At 72.3% G+C, this 16,985-nt stretch carries 10 protein-coding genes; 3 read left to right on the top strand and 7 right to left on the bottom strand.

Annotation, left to right across the window (positions count from 1 at the left end; all coding sequences use genetic code 11):
- Positions 1-71: 71 nt before the first annotated feature.
- The 4 genes from ITX44_RS05950 to ITX44_RS05935 form a co-directional block, all read right to left on the bottom strand.
- Complete coding sequence (locus ITX44_RS05950; RefSeq protein WP_205355973.1) at positions 72-4,061, bottom strand: family 78 glycoside hydrolase catalytic domain; 3,990 nt, start codon at positions 4,059-4,061, stop codon at positions 72-74.
- A 5-nt stretch (positions 4,062-4,066) separates the two neighbouring features.
- Entirely contained in the window at positions 4,067-6,748 is a 2,682-nt protein-coding gene (locus ITX44_RS05945) for an alpha-L-rhamnosidase-related protein (protein WP_236060142.1), read from the bottom strand.
- A 282-nt stretch (positions 6,749-7,030) separates the two neighbouring features.
- Positions 7,031-7,960 carry a helix-turn-helix domain-containing protein gene (locus ITX44_RS05940; RefSeq protein ID WP_205355972.1) on the bottom strand — a complete coding sequence of 310 codons (930 nt, stop codon included), beginning with the start codon at positions 7,958-7,960 and terminating at the stop codon, positions 7,031-7,033.
- 272 nt (positions 7,961-8,232) lie between these two features.
- Positions 8,233-9,735, bottom strand: a complete 1,503-nt coding sequence (locus tag ITX44_RS05935; RefSeq protein ID WP_205355971.1) for an MFS transporter — start codon at positions 9,733-9,735, stop codon at positions 8,233-8,235.
- 162 nt (positions 9,736-9,897) lie between these two features.
- Here ITX44_RS05935 and ITX44_RS05930 point away from each other — a divergent pair, with 162 nt between their 5' ends.
- A complete protein-coding gene (locus ITX44_RS05930) occupies positions 9,898-10,512 on the top strand; it encodes a TetR/AcrR family transcriptional regulator (RefSeq protein ID WP_205355970.1) in 615 nt (204 codons plus the stop codon).
- Positions 10,513-10,527: 15 nt separating this feature from the next.
- Here the strand turns inward: ITX44_RS05930 and ITX44_RS05925 are convergent, their stop codons facing one another.
- On the bottom strand, positions 10,528-10,977 hold the full coding sequence (locus ITX44_RS05925; RefSeq protein ID WP_205355969.1) for a PPOX class F420-dependent oxidoreductase: 450 nt from the start codon (positions 10,975-10,977) through the stop codon (positions 10,528-10,530).
- A gap of 441 nt (positions 10,978-11,418) precedes the next feature.
- Between ITX44_RS05925 and ITX44_RS05920 the strand changes: the two genes are divergently transcribed.
- A complete protein-coding gene (locus ITX44_RS05920) occupies positions 11,419-14,196 on the top strand; it encodes a helix-turn-helix transcriptional regulator (RefSeq protein WP_205355968.1) in 2,778 nt (925 codons plus the stop codon).
- Between the two features lie 38 nt (positions 14,197-14,234).
- Here the strand turns inward: ITX44_RS05920 and ITX44_RS05915 are convergent, their stop codons facing one another.
- Together ITX44_RS05915 and ITX44_RS05910 are read right to left on the bottom strand one after the other, a co-directional pair.
- The gene (locus tag ITX44_RS05915) at positions 14,235-14,801 is read right to left on the bottom strand and encodes a DUF421 domain-containing protein (protein WP_205355967.1); all 567 of its coding nucleotides are present in this window, start codon (positions 14,799-14,801) and stop codon (positions 14,235-14,237) included.
- 82 nt (positions 14,802-14,883) lie between these two features.
- Positions 14,884-15,573 carry a type 1 glutamine amidotransferase domain-containing protein gene (locus ITX44_RS05910; protein ID WP_205355966.1) on the bottom strand — a complete coding sequence of 230 codons (690 nt, stop codon included), beginning with the start codon at positions 15,571-15,573 and terminating at the stop codon, positions 14,884-14,886.
- Positions 15,574-15,840: 267 nt separating this feature from the next.
- Between ITX44_RS05910 and ITX44_RS05905 the strand changes: the two genes are divergently transcribed.
- Complete coding sequence (locus ITX44_RS05905; RefSeq protein WP_205355965.1) at positions 15,841-16,938, top strand: L-dopachrome tautomerase-related protein; 1,098 nt, start codon at positions 15,841-15,843, stop codon at positions 16,936-16,938.
- Positions 16,939-16,985: the final 47 nt, after the last annotated feature.

The following is a 16,985-nucleotide window of genomic DNA, read 5'->3' as shown; positions in this document are numbered from 1 at the left end:
ACCCTCGACGTCGTCCTGCTCGAGGGTGCGGGGGTCGAGGCGGAAGCGGGCCCGGGTCCGAGCAACCGGCCTCAGGGGGCGAGTTCGGCGATGCGCGAGAAGGTGTTCTGCGCTCCCGTCACCACGACCCGCACCTGGGTCGTCGTCACGGGGTCACCGAACGCCACGCGCTGGAAGACGGCCGTGCTGCCGGACACCGTCGCGCGGGTGGTCCACTGCGTGCCGTCCCAGGTCTGGACGGTGAAGTCGGTGATCACACCGTCGGGGTGGGAGACGAGTCCGACGCCGTCGAGCGTGACCGGGGTCGGGCTGCTGACCGTGAGGGTGTCCGGATAGGCGTTGTCGGTGTTGTCGTTCCAGAAGGTGGCGCTGTTCCCGTCGATGGCGTTGCCCGGGTCGTAGGTGCGGGTGGCGCCGTCCACGACGTTCGGGGCGTGCGAGGACGAGGCCGTCGCGGTGGTGCCCGCGGGCCAGTCGCCGAGGACCAGGACCCGTACGGAGCCGGTGCCGGTGGTGCCGTCCGGAGCGCGCACGGTCACCGGCACCGTGTGGATCCCGCCCGCCGTTCCCGCCGGCACGGCGAGCCGTACTGTCGCGAGGGTGGCTGTCGGCGCCGGGGTCAACGGGATGGTCGCCGGGGTGGCGGTCGCGGTCCAGCCGGCGGGCACCTGCGCGCCCACCGTCACGGAGCCGGAGCCGGAGCCGGAGCCGGAGCCGGAGCCGGTGGCCGATGCCCCGACCAGCACCTTGACGTCGGTGGCCGCGCCGGCGGTGACGGGCGCGGGGTCGGCGGCCGTCACCGAGAGGTGGGTGACCGGGGTGGCCGGCGCCGTGACGGTGAAGGTGTAGTCGCCGGAGCCCGCGGTCAGCGTCAGCGCGGAGGCGCTCAACTCGCCCGCGGACAGGCCCGGGTCGGACTGGTCGGGGCGTCCGCCGGTGTAGAGGGTGCGGTCGCCTTCGCGGATGGTGGACGAACTGCCGCCCAGCAAAGGCACCTTGACGGTCGCGGTCGCGCCGACCGGCACAACGATGTGGTACGTCAGGGTGCTGCCGTCGCGCTGCCAGGAGCTCTCCACCGTGCCGCGGACGGTCTGCTGCGTCGCCGAGACGTGCGTCAGGTCGCCGACCACGTTCGGCGCCAGGGTGAGGCCCTGGTACCCCGGGCCGCTGTCGTCGGTGCGGATGCCGGCCAGCTGCTCGTAGAACCACTGGCCGATCGAGCCGCCCAGACCGATGTGGTCCTTGGACGACGTGCCGTCCGGGGACGAGGAGTTGGACCACTTCTCCCAGATCGTGCCGGGCCCCTGGTCGACCATGTACCCGAAGCTCGGGGCGTCCTCGCGCTCGGCCAGGGCCAGCGCGACATCGTCGCGGCCGTAGGCGCCCAGTGCCTGGAAGACGAAGGTGGTGCCGACGAATCCGGTGGTGACGTGGTCGTCGTGGGCCGTGATGTCCTGGATCAGCCGGTCCAGCGTGGCCTGTTCGTGGCCCGCGGGGACCAGGTCCAGGACGAGCGGCATGGCGTAGGACAGCTGCGAGCCGTTGCCGAAGACGCCGGTGCCGGCGTCGAAGTAGCGCTTCAGGAAGCCGGCCTTGATCTGCTCGGCGAGCGCGCCGTAGTGGGCGGCGTCGGCGCTCCTGCCGAGGACCCCGGCCATCTTGGTGAGCAGCGTGGCGTCGAGGTAGGAGAACCCGGTCTGGAAGTAGCCGTGCGGGGTGCTCACCGTGGACAGCCAGTCCTCGCCCCAGGACGTGGGGGCGCGGACCACGACGTGGTCGGCGTCGCTAATGGTGGCCAGGTAGTCCACCCACGCCTTGACGTGGGCGTAGTTGGCCGTGATCGGCGCTGCGGCGCCGTAGCGGACGTAGGAGTCCCAGATGATCTGCGGGTAGGCGGTGCCCCACGCGGGGTCGGTGGCCCAGCCCGTGCTGCCGTTGGCGGGCGCCACCGAGGGCAGGCTGCCGTCGGCGTTGGCGCTGGTGGCGACGTCACCGAGCCACTTGTCGTAGAACGCCTGCATGTCGTAGTTGCTCATCGCCTCCTGGTCGGAGTCGCCCGCGTCGCCGAGCCAGCCGTGCCGTTCGCGGGTCGGGCAGTCGACCGGGATCGACTGAAGGGCGTTGAGCTGGGTCTGCGCGACGCCTGCCTGGATCGTGTTCAGCAGCGCGTTGGAGGTGCTGAACTGCCCGGTGACGGGTACGTCGGTGTGCACGGTCTGCGCGGTCACCGTCGCCTCGGCGTCGTCGGGCAGGCCCGTCACCTGCGCGTAGCGGAAGCCGGCGTAGCCGAAGTGCGGGGCGTACGTCTCGGCGGCGCCGCCTCCGGCGAAGGTGTAGTGCTCGGTCTGCCGCGGCGGGTCGGAGGCCGAGAAGCTGATGTTGGACGTGGTCACCTGGTTCTTGGCGTCGAGGATCTCGCCCTGGGTGACGGTGACGCGGGTGCCGGCGGGCTGTGCGGCGGTGAGGACGGCCCAGCCGGTGCGGTTCTGCCCGAAGTCGTAGACGCGCACGCCGGGCGCCGGGCGGGTCTCCTTGACCGGCTGGATCGTCTGCGTGATGCGGGTGGGCGGCGTGACGTCGGCCTGCAGATCGGTCATGGCGTCGAGGACGACCGGCGGAGTGCCGCCGTACGCGCCGAGTTCGGCCAGCCGGAAGGTGCAGCTGCTGCCGATGCAGCGCAACTCGGTGGCGGTGACGCGGATGTAGCGGGCGGTGACGGGGGCGGGGATGTCGACCGGTGTCGTACCGGGGTTCGGCTGGTCGGCGTCGGTTCGGTCGACGACCGTGGTGGCCTGCGCGAACGTCGGATCGTCGCTGACCTGGACCTTGTACCGCACCGGGAATCCGGCACCGGGGAAGTCGCCGCCGGTGTCGTTCGTCGGCCGGGCCGGGAACAGGCGGATGCTGCTCAGCCGCTGGTCCGAACCGAGGTCGGTCTGCACCCACTTGAGGGCGTCGGGGTGGGACTCGATGCCCGAGTGGTAGCCCTCGGAGGCGTCGACGGAGCCGTCGATGCCGTCGGTGAGCGCGGCGGGCGACCAGCCGGCGGTGGTCGTGGTGTCCAGCGCGGTGACCGGCCTGCCCTGCGCGAGGCTCTTGTCGTGCGCGACCGGGAACAGCGCGTGCACCGGCGCCCAGCCGCTCGCGTCGAAGCCGGCGGTGTCCCAACCCGCGACGGCCTTGCGGGCGTCGTACGTCTCCCCGTACCAGAAGTCGTCGCCGGTGACCGGGCCCGGCGCGGTCCGCCACGACGGCGAGGTGCCGAACGCGGTGGTGCTGCCATCGGTGTACGTGATGTCGAGTTGGGCGGCGAACACCGGTTGGCCGCTGAACTGGCCCTTGCCCGCCATGAATCCGAGGGTGTCACGGCCCTGGCGGAGCAGCGCGGTGACGTCAAGGTCGCGGTAGAGCACGCGGCTGCCGTAGTCGGTGACGGAGGAGTCGAGGACCTCGTTCGGTGCCACCCGGGCGCCGTTCAGGTGGGGTTCGGCGATGCCCTGAGCGCCGAAGTACAGCCGGGCGCGCGCCACCGGCTTGCTCACCTCGAAGTCGCCGCGAACGTAGGCGCCGTCGTTCACGCGCAGCCAGGAGGCGGCCGACCAGTCGGTGGCCGCGAACAGCCCGGTGTCGAAGGTAGCGGGCGCCGACCACGGCGACGCCTGGCCCTGGCGGTTCCAGGTCCGCACCGACCAGGTGTACGTGTGGTCGCCGAGCAGCGCGGGGCCCGCGTAGGCGGTGTCGGTCGAGTTCGCGGACCGCACCCGGCCCGAGTTCCAGCCCTCCGCCGCGCGGTCCTCGGCACCGCTCCCGCGCGGGATGACCTTGATCTGGTACGCGGTCTGCGCCTCGGCCCGGCCGGTGTCGCGTACCGTCCAGGCGAACGACGGCCGGGCGTCGCCGACCAGCGCGCCTGCGGCCTGCCCGTCCACGCGCAGCCCGGTCGGGGCGAGCGGCCCGGTGGTGCCCGGATGCGCATCGGCACGGGCGGTGGCGGGCGTGGCGAGTCCCGCCCCGGTCAGCGCCGCGACGGCCGTGAGCACCGCCAGGGATCTCGGCGCCATCGCCCTCACCGCCCCTCGGGCCGGACGGTGACGGTGTGGGCGCCGGGGCCGAGGCCGTTCAGCAGGATCCGGCCGCCCCCGTCCTGGAGCGTCGCGCCGTACGCGGCCGGCCTGCCGCCGGACCAGGCGCGGCGGCCGTCGACGGTGACGGTGACGGCGCGGCCGTCGGTGGGTACGGCGACCTCGCCGCGGGTGCCGTGCGGCGCGCGGACCGCGAGGGTGAACACGCCTGCCGCCGGGTGCTGCCAGTGGGCGGTCAACGGGCCGTGCGGGGTGGGGACCTGGCCGCGCGCCCAGGCGATTGACCCGGGGTGCGGGCGCACCGACCAGGAGGCGAAGCCGGGCGCGGTCGGCAGCACGCCGAGCAACTCGTTGGTGAGCGCGGGCAGGACGCCCGTCGACCAGCCGTGGGCCATGCTCGTGTACGCGCCCTCGTACAAGGAGCCGTCCGGGCCGATGCCCTCCCAGTGGGTGGTGCCCGGGTCGTTGCGGTCCATCCAGCCGTAGGTGCGGCGGATCTGGTCGAGCGCGGAGTCGGCGCGGCCGGCCTCGAACCGCGCGAGCAGTTCGGGGTAGGAGGTGAAGGCGTAGACGCGCTGCGAGGCGCCGCCGAAGATCGTGTCGTTGTCCATGAAGGCGTTGCCGTACGGACGGACGGTCGTGGCGTCCAGGTGGGCGAGCGCGGCGGCGGCCCGTTCGGCCTCGGCGACGCCCGCGACGACGGCCAGGGAGTTGCCGTCCTGCGCGTGCCGGACCGCGCCGGTCGCCGAGTCCAGGTACGCGCCCGCGTCGGCGTCCCACAGGTGGGCGTTGACGGCGTCGGCCACCGTGCCGGCCCGCGTGGTCCACCGCGCCGCGTCGTCGGCGTGGCCGAGGAATGCCGCGAGCGCGGCGGCGTCGCGCAGCGCCTGCACGTACAGCACGTTGTAGTAGGTGACGCGGCCGGTGCGGCCGAGGAAGGCGTAGTCGCCGTAACCGCCGGTGTTGTTCAGTCCCTTGCTGAGCAGGCCGTCGGCGTCGGTGACCGAGGGGTACCAGCCGTCGAGGACCTTCACCAGCTGCGGGTAGTAGCGGGTCGCGTAGCCGCGGTCGCCGGTGTAGAGCACGTAGTCCCAACTGCAGGTGACCCACCACAGCGGGTAGTCGAAGAGCGGGAGCGTGTAGTTGTTGATCGACGCCGGGGGGATCCAGCCGTCGGCGCGCTGGTGCTCCGCGAGGTCGGCCAGCACGTTGCGGGCGGCCTGCGCGGTGTCGTCGTGCGTGAGGTAGAGGGTGCGCGCGGAGACGGCGAGGTCGCCGACGTACGGGTCGCGGTCGCGCTTGGCTCCGTCGTGCAGCACCAGCCGGCCGTCCAGAGTGGGCGAGTCGGCGCCGCGCGGGTCGATGTCGTCGGGTCTGAAGGTGTCGGTGACCAGCTCGTTGGTGTACGCGGCGCCGTACCAGTAGCGGTTCAGGTCGTCGTCGGAGCTCAGGAACCAGCCGCGGTAGGTGTCGGGCGTGCCGACGTAGCCGGTGAACTCCAACCACACGGAGTCGACGGCGACTTCGCCGAACGGCTGGGCGGCGGGGGCGTCGGCGGGCAGCGCGTCCAGGCTGATCTGCACGTAGCGGAAGCCGTGCAGGCCGTCGGCGTAGACCTGGCTGCCGCTCTGGTAGCCCTTGACGTCCTTCCAGTCGGCGCCGCCGGCCGGCACCGCGATCTGGTCGGTGCCCTGGGCGGGCACGCCGGACTGGTCGGAGCGGGTGAAGTCGCTGCGGTCGGTGAGGAATTGGAGCGTCTCGGAGAACGCCAGCCGGATTCCAGGGCTGTTGTCGGAGGCCGAGGCGAAGCGCAGGTGCGGGTAGCCGACCACGACCTTGCCGAAGTCCACGACCACGCGCGGTATCTCGTCGTCGGCGAGGACACCGGGGTAGACCTCGTTGACGCGGGTGAAGTCGCCCTTGGGGGTGTCCTGGTCGGCGGTGACGGTGATCCGCACCCGCGTCGTGGCCACCGGCGCGGCGAAGGGCACCGCACGGCGGACCCGGTCGTTGCCGGTGACGGTGGCGGCGGTGCTCCAGGCGGCGCCGTCCCAGGTCTCGACGGTGAAGTCGGTGGGGAAGCCGTCGGGGTTGGACAGCAGCGTGATGCCGGGCAGGGTGACGGGCGCGGCCGTGGTGATCGTGAGGGTGTCCGGATAGGCGGCGATGGTGTCGTCGTTCCAGAACGTGTCGGTGTCGCCGTCGATGGCGTTGGACGCGTCGTAGGTGCGCGGGCGGCCGTCGTTGCCGTTGTTCGGCGCGTGCGAGGAGGACGCGGCGGCCGTGGTGCCCTCCGGCCAGCGCGGCGGGTCCGCGGGCTCGGGCCGCTTCAGCACGGTGGTGCCGCCGCCCGGCCGCAGCAGGGCATCGGCGCGGGTGACGTCGCCGCTGCTGCGGACGATCCCGGTCGGCCGGACGGTGCGGCCGGACGGACCCTGGACGTAGGACTGCCAGGACGGCGCGGCTTCGTGGGCGGCTTCCTGGGACGCGCCGGCGCTTGCGGCCGCCCCGGTCGGCTCGGCGGGCTGGGCCGAGGCGGCGGCGGGAGCCGCGGCGCCCACGGTGACCCCGGCGGCGGCGAGCGCGGCTTTCAGGACGGTACGGCGCTGCGGTGCGGGAACGCCGGGCTCGGCCCCGGCCGATCTGTCGGGCATGTGCTCGGGCATGTGCGGCTCCTGATCGATCACTTGACGAAGCATTTGAACGATTCAATAGGTGCAACGGGCAGCAGGCTACAAGCGCGGTTCGGTGATGTACAGAGATTGCGCACGCAACGAGCATCAGCGTGAATCGTTCAAAGGTCACTTTGACGCAGCACGCGATTGGCCTGAAGCATGTGGAGGAGGCGCCGGCCGTACGGGACCGGCTGCTGACGGCCTCGGCCAGGCCGTGTCACTGCTGCCCGGTCCCCAGTGGCGGAAGCCGCTCACCGTCAGGGTGTCCGGCGATCACGCCTGGGTCTGCGTCCGCGAGGTGCGGCTCAGGTCGCGCCACTGGCGCGGGGACATGCCGTAGGCGCTTTTGAAGGCGCGGCTGAAGTGGGGAGCGCTGACGAAGCCCCAGCGGCTGGCGATGGACGCGATCGTGGCGCGGTCACCGCGGGCCGAGGCCAGTTCGCGGCGGCACTGCTCCAGCCGCTGGGCACGTATCCACTCCCCCAGGGACACCCCGGCCCGGGACAGGATCCGGTAGAGCTGGCGCTCGGAGATGTGGTGCTCGGCCGCGAGCCGGGCCGCGGTCAGGTCGGTGTCCCCCAGGTGCAGCCGCATGTACGCCAGCAGCCTGTCCTGGAGCGTGACGTCGAGCGCGTCCGCGGCCAGGTCCGCCGCGCCCGCGCCGATCGTCACCAGGGCTCGCAGCAGTTCGACGCATGGTTGGGCCAGCAGGTCCGCCCCTGCGCCGGCCTCGCCCGTCCGCCCGGCTTGCGCCAGCCGGGCGAAGTACCCGGCCGCCGCGTCCGCCACGGGATGGCCCGCGCCGATACGGCGGGCGCTCACCCGCTCCAGGGTGGGCGACGGCACAGCGAGCATGCGCACCGGCACCCGGACGGTCACCAGCTCGACAAACCCGGAGTTGGCGACGGCGTACGGACGGAGGTTGTCGTACACGCAGAAGTCGCCCGGCTTCATCACGGCCTGCCGGCCGGCCTGCTCGATCGTCGTGCGACCGGATATCTGCAGTCCGGCGACGGCGTAACGTTCGACGTTCTCCTCGGTCCCGTCCCGATCCCGCCGCACGGTCATCGCTCCCCAGCCGCCGCTGCTGATGCCGACGGGGCCGTAGGAGAAGTCGGAGAAGACGCCCTGGATCCGGTTCGGATCGGGCTCCATCATCACTTCGACGCGCCCTTCGCGCAGGCGCGCGAGTTCGCGGATCATCTCATGGCGGTCTGCCGGCCGGACGCGTCCGATGTCGAACCCGTACGGCACGGCCTGCCGTTCGGTCGCGAAACCGTTTGGATCGTGCAAAGTCACTGGCGCGCTCACTTTCCGGGCCGCCCCGTCATACCCGCAGCACACCGACACGCTACTCGGCTACCGGCGAGTTCGCAGATCAGCGCCACGTCGGGAGATGTCCGGGGGCACTGCGGAGCCGGTGGTCGGCTCCGCAGTGCCCCCGGACAGACCTTCCGGCCCGGAAGGTGCCCGGCTCACATGTGTACGTGCATCACACCCTCCTCGGACGGGCGGGGAGCGCCGCTGCGGTGCAGGGCCACCGCGAGGAGCACGCCGGCCACGAAGAACCCGGCCGCCCACCAGTAGGCGGTGTCGTATCCGTGGAGCTGGGACCGGGCGAGGACCTCCGCGCCGGCCCCGCGGCCGGCCAGGTAACGGGTCGCCGCCGATGCGGCGAGTGTGTTGAGCAGCGCCGTGCCGACCGAACCGCCGACCTGCTGCATGGTGTTGACGGCCGCGGAGGCGACGCCCGCGTCCTGCTCAGCCACGCCGGACGTGGCCACGGCCATCGCGGGCGGCAGGGCGATCCCGATCCCGGCACCCAGCAGGAGCAGCGGCGGCAGCACGTCGGCCGCGTAGGAGCTGTGCAGGCCGAGCGCGGTCAGCCAGGCCATCGCCGCGGCGGACAGCGCCATGCCGGCCGGGACGACGGGACGCGGACCGAAGCGGGGAAGCAGGTTCGTCGTGGCGAGCTGCGCCGTCACGATCATGGCCCCGATCATCGGCAGGAAGGCCAGACCGGTGCGCACCGGGCTGTAGTGCAGCGACAACTGCAGGTAGTAGGTCAGGAAGAGAAACACACCGAAGATGCCGGCACCGGAGATGGCCAGGACGGTGAACGACGCGCCCCTGTCCCGGTCGAGGAGGACCCGCAACGGGAGCAGCGGATGCGCGGCCCGGGTCTGCCACGCGACGAATGCCACCAGCAGTACACCGGCCCCGGCGAGGAATCCCCAGGTCATCGGCGAGCCCCAGTGGTGGGTCTCGGCGTTGGAGAAGCCGTAGACCAGGCCGAAGAGGCCGGCGGTGACGAGCAGGGTTCCCGGCAGATCCAGCCGGGGCCGCTCTGTGGGGGCGCCCTTGCGCAGGAACACCAGGGCGCCGGCGAAGGCGAGGGCGGCGAACACCAGGTTCACGTACAGGGTCCATCGCCAGCTGAAGTGTTCGGTGAGCAGGCCGCCCAGCAGGAGTCCGACGCCGCCGCCCGCGCCGCCGATCGCGCCGAAGACGCCGAAGGCGGTGCCCCGTTCCTTGGGATCGGTGAACGTGGTGTTGAGCAGGGACAGGGCGGCGGGGGCGAGCAGCGCGCCGAACAGTCCCTGCAGGGCGCGGCCGGTGACCAGCACCTCGAAGTTGCCTGCGGCGCCGGCCAGCGCGGAGGCCCCGGCGAAACCGGCCACGCCGATCAGGAAGACGAGCCGGCGCCCGATCAGGTCGGCGAGCCGGCCGCCGAGCAACAGCAGGGAGCCGAAGGCGAGCGAGTAGGCCGTGACAATCCACTGGCGGTTGCCGTCGCTGAAGCCCAGTGCCTTCTGCGCGGAAGGCAGAGCGATGTTCACCACGGTCGCGTCGAGCACCACCATGAGCTGGGCGAGGGCGATGACCACCAGGATCTGCCAGCGGTGGTCGGCGCGCCCGGTGGGCTCGGCGGGCTGCGGTGCCGCTCGGGAAACGGAGGAGGTGGACGGGGTGGACATGGAGCAGGCTCCAGACACGGTGAGTGACGTACGAAACGGTTTCGTACGTGCGATGGAGACAGGGGTGGCCCGGGGGACTTGCCGCCGGAGCTGCGCCAACAGCTGCCGACCTCAGTCAAAGTTAGTGGCATTTACATTGTGAATGCCACTAACCTTAGGAGCATGCCGTCACATGTCAAGTCGGGTCGCTACCACCACGGAGACCTGCGCAGAGAACTGGAAGAGGCAGCGCTCGCCCTGGTCGCGGAGCGTGGCCCGCGGGGATTCACCATGGTCGAGACCAGCCGGCGGGCGGGCGTGAGCGTGGCCGCGCCCTACAAGCACTTCGCCGACCGCGACGCCCTGCTCGCCTCCCTGGCGGCCCGCAGTTTCCGCGAGCAGCACCGGCGTTTCACCGCGGCGACGGCGGCGAGCGAGGACCCGGCGGAGCGGATCGCCGCATTCGCCGCCGCCTATGTCCGGTTCGCCGCCGAGGAGGCGGCCCTGTTCGACGTGGCCTTCTGCGCGGACGTCGACAAGTCCAGCCACCCCGAACTGACGGAAGCGGGGCAGGCCCTGTTCGACGCGCTCATGCCCATCACCCGACGGCTCGCCCCGAGCGAGGAGGCGGCCTTCGACCTGCTGATCCGTATCGCCGCCGCCGCCCACGGACTGGCCCTCCTCCACCGCCAGAACATGTTCGGGACTACGCCGGACACCCTGGCCGCCACTGAGGCCCGGTCGGCCCGCACGGCGCGCGACATCGTGGCCGGCGCCATGGACCGGCCGACCGCCTGACGGCGTGCCGACCGGCTAACGGCTCTTGGGCGCGGGTCCCTCGGGCGCGGGTCCGGCCTGCGGCCGGACGGCGGCCTGATCGCGGACGGCGATCCCCACCAGCACACGGCGGCGGCGCACGATCCGGTCGAAGAGGTGGATCACCCGCAGCGGGAAGTACTTCCGGGCGAGCAGGCGGTGCGCCCGCGCCGCGTCCGGCCCGGTGAGGAGACTGGCGGTGCCCTCGGCCGAGGGGGCGCCGTTCGGGACGCGGCCCGCGCTGTCGCACGGGGCGATGACCACCCGGCTGTTGTTGCGGATGCGCTTGACCTTGCCGGTGTCGGCGGGCGTCAGGAGCAGCAGTTCTCCCGCGTCGACGGCGAAGCCCACGGGAGTGGGCACCGGCCGGCCGTCCTTGCGATAGGTGGTCAGGCTGACGTAACGGCCGCCGGCGAGACGGTCGAGAACCTCGGTGAAAGTCTCCATGGCACCCTCAAGGCGAAGAGCCGAGTTAATGGGATTAACATTGCTGGTGAATGAGACTAACATCCGACTCGGGGCACATGCGTGCCACGGGGAACAGCCGCGCGGCGGCTTCTTCGTGATCGCTGAGGCTCCCCCGGCCGCCCGGCCGGCTGTCCAGCCCCCGCGCGGAAGCCCGACACGATCAGGCAACAAGCGTGCGGAACAGAGCAAGACCCCGGCATCGCACGATGCCTACGCTCGCAGCGTATTCACAGATCTACGGCGTTGGTGCACGAGCACCGCCTCCCCCTGCCGCGAGCGGACGGACACGTCCCGCCCACGCGACGGGTCCCGGCCCTCCGGCTCCCCCGGAGCCGCGGTCCGGGAAGCCGAGGCAGGACCTGCTGAAGCAGGGCCCGGTACTCGCGAACCGCCGTCGGCACACGCTTGGGATGTGGTGCGATGCGGTACGAGGAGAACCTCTCCGGACGGCATGGTCCGCTCGTCGGCAGGGACGCCGACATCGAGCGCATCACCGCCTTGGTGGGCGGTCGCGAAGGCAATGCGCTGGTCGTCTCGGGCGAGGCGGGTGCGGGGAAGAGCGCCCTGCTCGGTGCCGTGGCCGACGGCCGCGAGGCGACGGGCACCCGGGTGGTGCGGGGAGCCGGCGCGGAATTCGAGGCGGACATCTCGTACGCGGGGCTGCACCAGATGCTCTATCCGCTGCGCGACACCTTCGGCGAACTCGACGACACCCACCGGGAGGCCCTGCGGGTGGCCCTCGGCCTCGGCGCCGGGGACCCGCCGGACCGGCTGCTGGTCTGCAACGCCACCCTGATCCTGCTGCAGAAGGCGGCGGCGAGGGCGCCGCTGCTGGTGGTCATGGACGACTTCGCCTGGCTGGACAAGGCGAGCCAGGCGGTCCTGGGCTTCGTCGCGCGTCGGATCGGCGGCAGCGCGGTCAGCCTGCTGGTCGCGGCCCGGTCGTTCCCCGCCGGACCCAACCGCAGTGCCCTGCCGGTGTACGAACTGCCTCCGCTGCCCGACGAGGCCGCCGACGCCCTGCTGACCGAACGGTTCCCCGACCTGAGCCGGCGGGTCCGCGTCCGGTTGCTCCAGTCGGCGGGCGGCAATCCGCTGGCGTTGCTGGAACTGCCCGCGGCGCTGCGCAGCTCCCAGCGCGCAGCCCATGAGGAGCTGCCCCCCGTCCTTCCCCTGGGCGTCCGTCTGCAGGACCTCTTCGTCCGCCGGGTGTCCAGCCTGCCCTCGTCGTCGCTGAACCTGCTGCTGCTGGCGACCCTGGAGGGAAGCGGCGACCTCGCCACGGTGCTGTACGCCGCACGCCGCCTGGACACCGCGATCGACCTGGCCGACCTCGCCCCGGCGGAGCGCGAGGGCCTGATCGAGGTCGACGAGGGGGCGGGCAGGATCCTCTTCCGGCATCCCCTGATCCGCTCCGGCGTGGTCGCCGCCACCACCAGCGGCAGCCGGCGGGCGGCGCACAGCGCCCTGGCCGATGTCCTGGCCCGCCGGCCCGAGCGACAGGCCTGGCACCTCGCCGAGGCGACGGTCGCACCCGACGAGCGGGTGGCTGCCCTGCTGGAGCGGGCCGCGCACCACGTGATGCGACGCGGTGACGCCGTGAGCGCGGTCACCGCGCTGGCCCGTGCCGCCCACCTCAGCCCCGGCGGTCCGGACCGGGCGAGGCGCCTGGCCGAAGCCGCGTACATCGGGGCGGACGCGGCCGGCGCGCTGTCGGTCGCCTCCGAGCTGCTGGAGGACGCCCGGCGGGCCGACCCGCTGCTGGGCGGCTCGCTGCGTGCGGCGGCGGCCGCGGTCATGCTGGTCCTCAACCGGGACGGCACCGTGGAGACCGCCCACCGGCTGCTGGTGGGCGCCATCGAGTCCGGCGACCACCGCCACGACTCCGGTGACGGCGCGCTCGTCGACGCCCTGCACCTGCTGGCGCTGCTGTGCTTCTACAGCGGCCGCGAGGACCTGTGGCGGCTCTTCCACGAGGCCATGCGGCGCCTGCGCCCGGACGTGCCGGACCCGCTGGCGGCCACCGCGCTGACCATCGGGGACCCGGCCCGGACCGCCGCGCAGGGCCGTCCGCGGATGGAGGCCGCGCTGGAGCGGGTCCGCGACGAGACCGATCCCGCGCTGATCATCCGAGCGGGGACGGCCGCGGTGTACGCCGACCGCCTGGGCGACCTGCGGGAGGCCTCCTGGCGGGTGGTCCGCCAAGGCCGCGACGGCGGCCCGGTGCGCCACCACCTGGGCGGGCTGGTGCATCTGTGCATGGAGGACTGGACCACCGGCCGGTGGGACGAGGCGATCGCGCTCGCCCAGGAGGGCGCCGCACTGTGCGACACCTCGGGGTACAAATTCTTCCGCTGGTACTACGAATACCCTCTGGCCGTCATCGCGGGAGCGCGCGGTGACACCGACACCTGCCACACGCTGGCCGACCACATGACCCACTGGGCACTTCCCCGCGGCGTGCAGGCCGCGGCGGACTACGCGGAGCACAGCCGGATCGTGGCGGACCTGGGCGCGGGCGACTTCGACAGCGCCTTCCACCACGCCGAAAGGGTCAGCCCGGCCGGGGAGCTGGCGCCCTACCGCCCGCACGCGCTGTGGATCGCGATGGACCTGGTCGAGGCGGCCGTGCACACCGGCCGCGTCGCCGAGGCGCAGCGCCACGTGGAGGCGCTGCGGGCGGCCGATCCGGCGGCGGTCTCGTCGCGTCTGGTACTGCTCTGGGGCGCGGCCGAGGCGCTGTGCGCGCGGGCGGACGACGAGTCGCTGCGGCTCTTCGAAAAAGCGCTGGCCGGCCCCGGCGTGGCGCGCTGGTCCTTCGACGCCGCCCGGGTGCAACTGGCCTACGGGGAGCGGCTGCGCAGGGCCCGGGCCGCCGCGGAGGCCCGCAAGGCGCTGCGGACCGCCGCCGACACTTTTCACCGGATCGGGGCACGCCCGTGGGAGGAGCGGGCGGCCAAGGAACTGCGGGCCGCCGGCGGAGCGGGCCCGCGCAGCCAGGAGATGACGGCAGGGAACCTCACCCCGCAGGAACAGGAGATCGCGCAGCTCGCCGCCTCCGGCATGACCAACAAGCAGATCGCCGCACGCCTGTTCCTCTCCCACCGTACGGTCGGCGCGCATCTCTACCAGATCTTCCCCAAGCTGGGCATCAGGTCCAGGGCCGCGCTGCGGGACGCGCTGGACGCCCTGCGGTGATCCGGCCCCGGTGCCGTCCGGCGCTCGCGCCGAAGGATTCACGTCTCGTCGGAAACGGCCAGGGCCCGCCGCAGTTCGGCGATCGCCTCCTGCAGGGCATGGATGTCGGACTTGTCGGCCGCCTGGTCCTTGCGGTTCAGGCTGACCACCAGGGTGCCGCCGGGTTCCAGGGTGACCAGGGCGGTGTCGGCCACACCGTCACCGCCCTGCCGGCGAATGGCCACCTCGAGGTCCTCCGGGCGCATGCCGTGCCAACCGTTGGCGGCCGGCAGCCAGCGCCCGTTCCGCGCCAGCACCGTGGCCGTCCCCTCCAGCAGCTTGCTGATCCGCTCGTATCTGGCCGTCAGCCGGACGACGACGGCATTGACCCCGACGAGCACGGCGGCACCGAACGCCGCGCCGGACACCGACACGTCCGACCCGATGATCGCGTTCTGCACCACGTTGGACAGCAGCAGCGTGACCACCAGGTCGAAGGTGTTGAGCTGGGCGAGCTCCCGCTTGCCCGCGACGCGGAGGAGCACCAGCACCAGCATGTACACCAGGATCGTGCGCAGGGCCTTCTCCGCGTAGGGAATCCCGCTCACGAACAGATCCTGAACCACGGTTCGTACTCCTCCGGGGGCGGACGGGCCGGTGCCGCGCGGGCCCGCCCGGTTTCGGGTGCGGGCCGCGCGGCCGTACGGACTACCGGTTCGACGCGGCGATCGCGGAGCGCGCCACACCCGCCGCGCTCGCGGGGTTCTGCCCGGTCACGAGCCGGCCGTCGGTGACGACGTGCGGCGCCCAGAGCTCCGGGGCCGAGGTGTGCTTGGCGCCGTCCGCCTCCAGCCGCGACTGCAACAGGAACGGGACGATGCGGTCCCGTCCGATGGCCCGCTCCTCGTCGTCGGTGAAGGCCGCGATGTTCTTGCCCTCCACGAGGAGGTGGCCGTTGCCGAGCCGTGCGGTCGTCAGCGCCGCGGGGCCGTGGCAGACGGCCGCGACGACACCGCCGTGCTCGTAGACCTCCCGTATCACGCGCTCCAAGGGGGTGTTGTCGGGGAAGTCCCACATCGTGCCGTGTCCGCCGACGAGGTAGACCACGTGGTACTCCCCCGCGTCGACGGCGCCGATCGCCGGGGCGTGGTCCAGCAGCTCGGCCACCTGCGGACTCGCATGCCAGGCGGCCTCGTTCACCGAGTAGCCGCTGGAGCCGTCCTCCGGCGGCCGGCCGCCCGCGATCGTGGCCACGTCGACCTGCCAGCCCGCGTCCCCGAAGACGACCCACGGGTCGGCGGCCTCGGCGACGGTGTAGCCGGTCGGTTCCCCGGTGGAGCCCAGGTCGCCGTGGCTGGTGAGAACCAGGAGAGCACGCGGTTTTTCGGTCCCGGTCATTCCTCGCACCTTTCTCTTGCCTGTGGCTGACGTATCCACCGTGCGGGAATTACCTCCGGCCCTGCATCGGTAGAATGACTGTCTCCACCACGTGACCGGCCGGCCGCACCCTGGTCGGACGACTTGTCACGGCATCGTGCAGGGATGGGCAAGGATCTGGCGGAGACAGGCATCCGGGGCGCGGTCCGTCTGATTAGCGTGTGATCCATTGTTCCGCTTCGCCAGGAATCCATGGGATATCCATGGGATTCACAGAAGGGATGGATCATGAATTCTCACGACGGCTCCGGTGCGACCGGACCCGCGCCCCTGGGCAGTTGGACGGCCCCGGCCTACGAAATCGTTGCGGAATTCGAGGACCTGATGCCTACCGGTGTCACGGTGAGCGATTCCGGCCGGGTCTTCGTCTCGTTCCCCCGGTGGGGGGACGATGTCCCCTGGACCGTCGCCGAGGTCGTCGACGGGAAAGCCGTGGCCTACCCGGACCTGGAGTCCAACACGTGGGCGCCGGAGGACGATCCGGACCGCCTGGTGTCGGTCCAGAGCGTGATCGTTGACCCGGCCGGGCACTTGTGGCTGCTCGACACCGGCAGCCTCGCCTTCTCGCCGTGGGTCGAGGAGGGACCCAAGCTGGTGGAGATCGACCTGGCCACCGACGAGGTCGTCCGTACGGTGCGGCTCGACCCGGCCGCGGTGACGTCCACCACCTACCTCAACGACGTCCGGTTCGACCTGTCCCGGGGCAGGGGCGGCTACGCCTACATCACGGACTCGCAGCCCCACGGGGCCCTGATCGTGGTGGACCTCGCCACCGGCGAGAGCTGGTCGCGCCTGCGGGGTCACGTCTCGACGACGGCGACGGAAGGCTTCCGCGCCGTGGTCCAGGGTGTGGTCCGGGAGAACTACGTGGTCGGCGCGGACGGTATCGCCATCGGCCACGACGGGGTGCGCCTGTACTACTGTCCGCTGTCGGGGCGCCGGCTGTACAGCGTGGACACCGCGGCGCTGACCGACCGCTCGCTGGACGACGAGGCCGTGGCCGCCACGATCGTGGACCACGGCGACAAGGGCGCGTCGGACGGGATGGAGTCCGACACGGAGGGCGGCCTATACGTCACCGCGTATGAGCACAGCGCCGTGCTGAAGCGGACGGCGGACGGCGCGTGGTCCACGGTGCTGCACGGCCCCGACGTGCTGTGGCCGGACACGCTGGCGCTGGCGGCCGACGGCTACCTGTACGTGAGCGTGAACCAGCTCCCGCGCACTCCGCTGTTCAACGGCGGCGTCGACCAGCGCATCCCGCCGTACCGCATCGTGCGGGTTCCGGTGAACGCCCGGCCGGTTCGGCTCGGCGCGCCGGGCTGACCGGCGGCCCGAGAGATGCGGTGCGCGTGGCCTCCGGTGGGCCGACG

This window comes from Actinacidiphila acididurans (assembly GCF_016918855.1).
In the GTDB taxonomy this organism is placed as follows: Bacteria; Actinomycetota; Actinomycetes; order Streptomycetales; family Streptomycetaceae; genus Actinacidiphila; species Actinacidiphila acididurans.
This window is presented reverse-complemented; position numbering and strand designations above follow the sequence as displayed.

Coding starts and splice junctions, on each gene's coding strand:
- ITX44_RS05925 (WP_205355969.1), bottom strand. CDS start 10,977: ATGGAGACTTTCACCGAGGTTCTCGACCGTCTCGCCGGCGGCCGTTAC.
- ITX44_RS05905 (WP_205355965.1), top strand. CDS start 15,841: ATGAATTCTCACGACGGCTCCGGTGCGACCGGACCCGCGCCCCTGGGC.
- ITX44_RS05940 (WP_205355972.1), bottom strand. CDS start 7,960: ATGATCCGCGAACTCGCGCGCCTGCGCGAAGGGCGCGTCGAAGTGATG.
- ITX44_RS05920 (WP_205355968.1), top strand. CDS start 11,419: ATGCGGTACGAGGAGAACCTCTCCGGACGGCATGGTCCGCTCGTCGGC.
- ITX44_RS05910 (WP_205355966.1), bottom strand. CDS start 15,573: ATGACCGGGACCGAAAAACCGCGTGCTCTCCTGGTTCTCACCAGCCAC.
- ITX44_RS05945 (WP_236060142.1), bottom strand. CDS start 6,748: ATGCCCGAGCACATGCCCGACAGATCGGCCGGGGCCGAGCCCGGCGTT.
- ITX44_RS05950 (WP_205355973.1), bottom strand. CDS start 4,061: ATGGCGCCGAGATCCCTGGCGGTGCTCACGGCCGTCGCGGCGCTGACC.
- ITX44_RS05930 (WP_205355970.1), top strand. CDS start 9,898: ATGCCGTCACATGTCAAGTCGGGTCGCTACCACCACGGAGACCTGCGC.
- ITX44_RS05935 (WP_205355971.1), bottom strand. CDS start 9,735: ATGTCCACCCCGTCCACCTCCTCCGTTTCCCGAGCGGCACCGCAGCCC.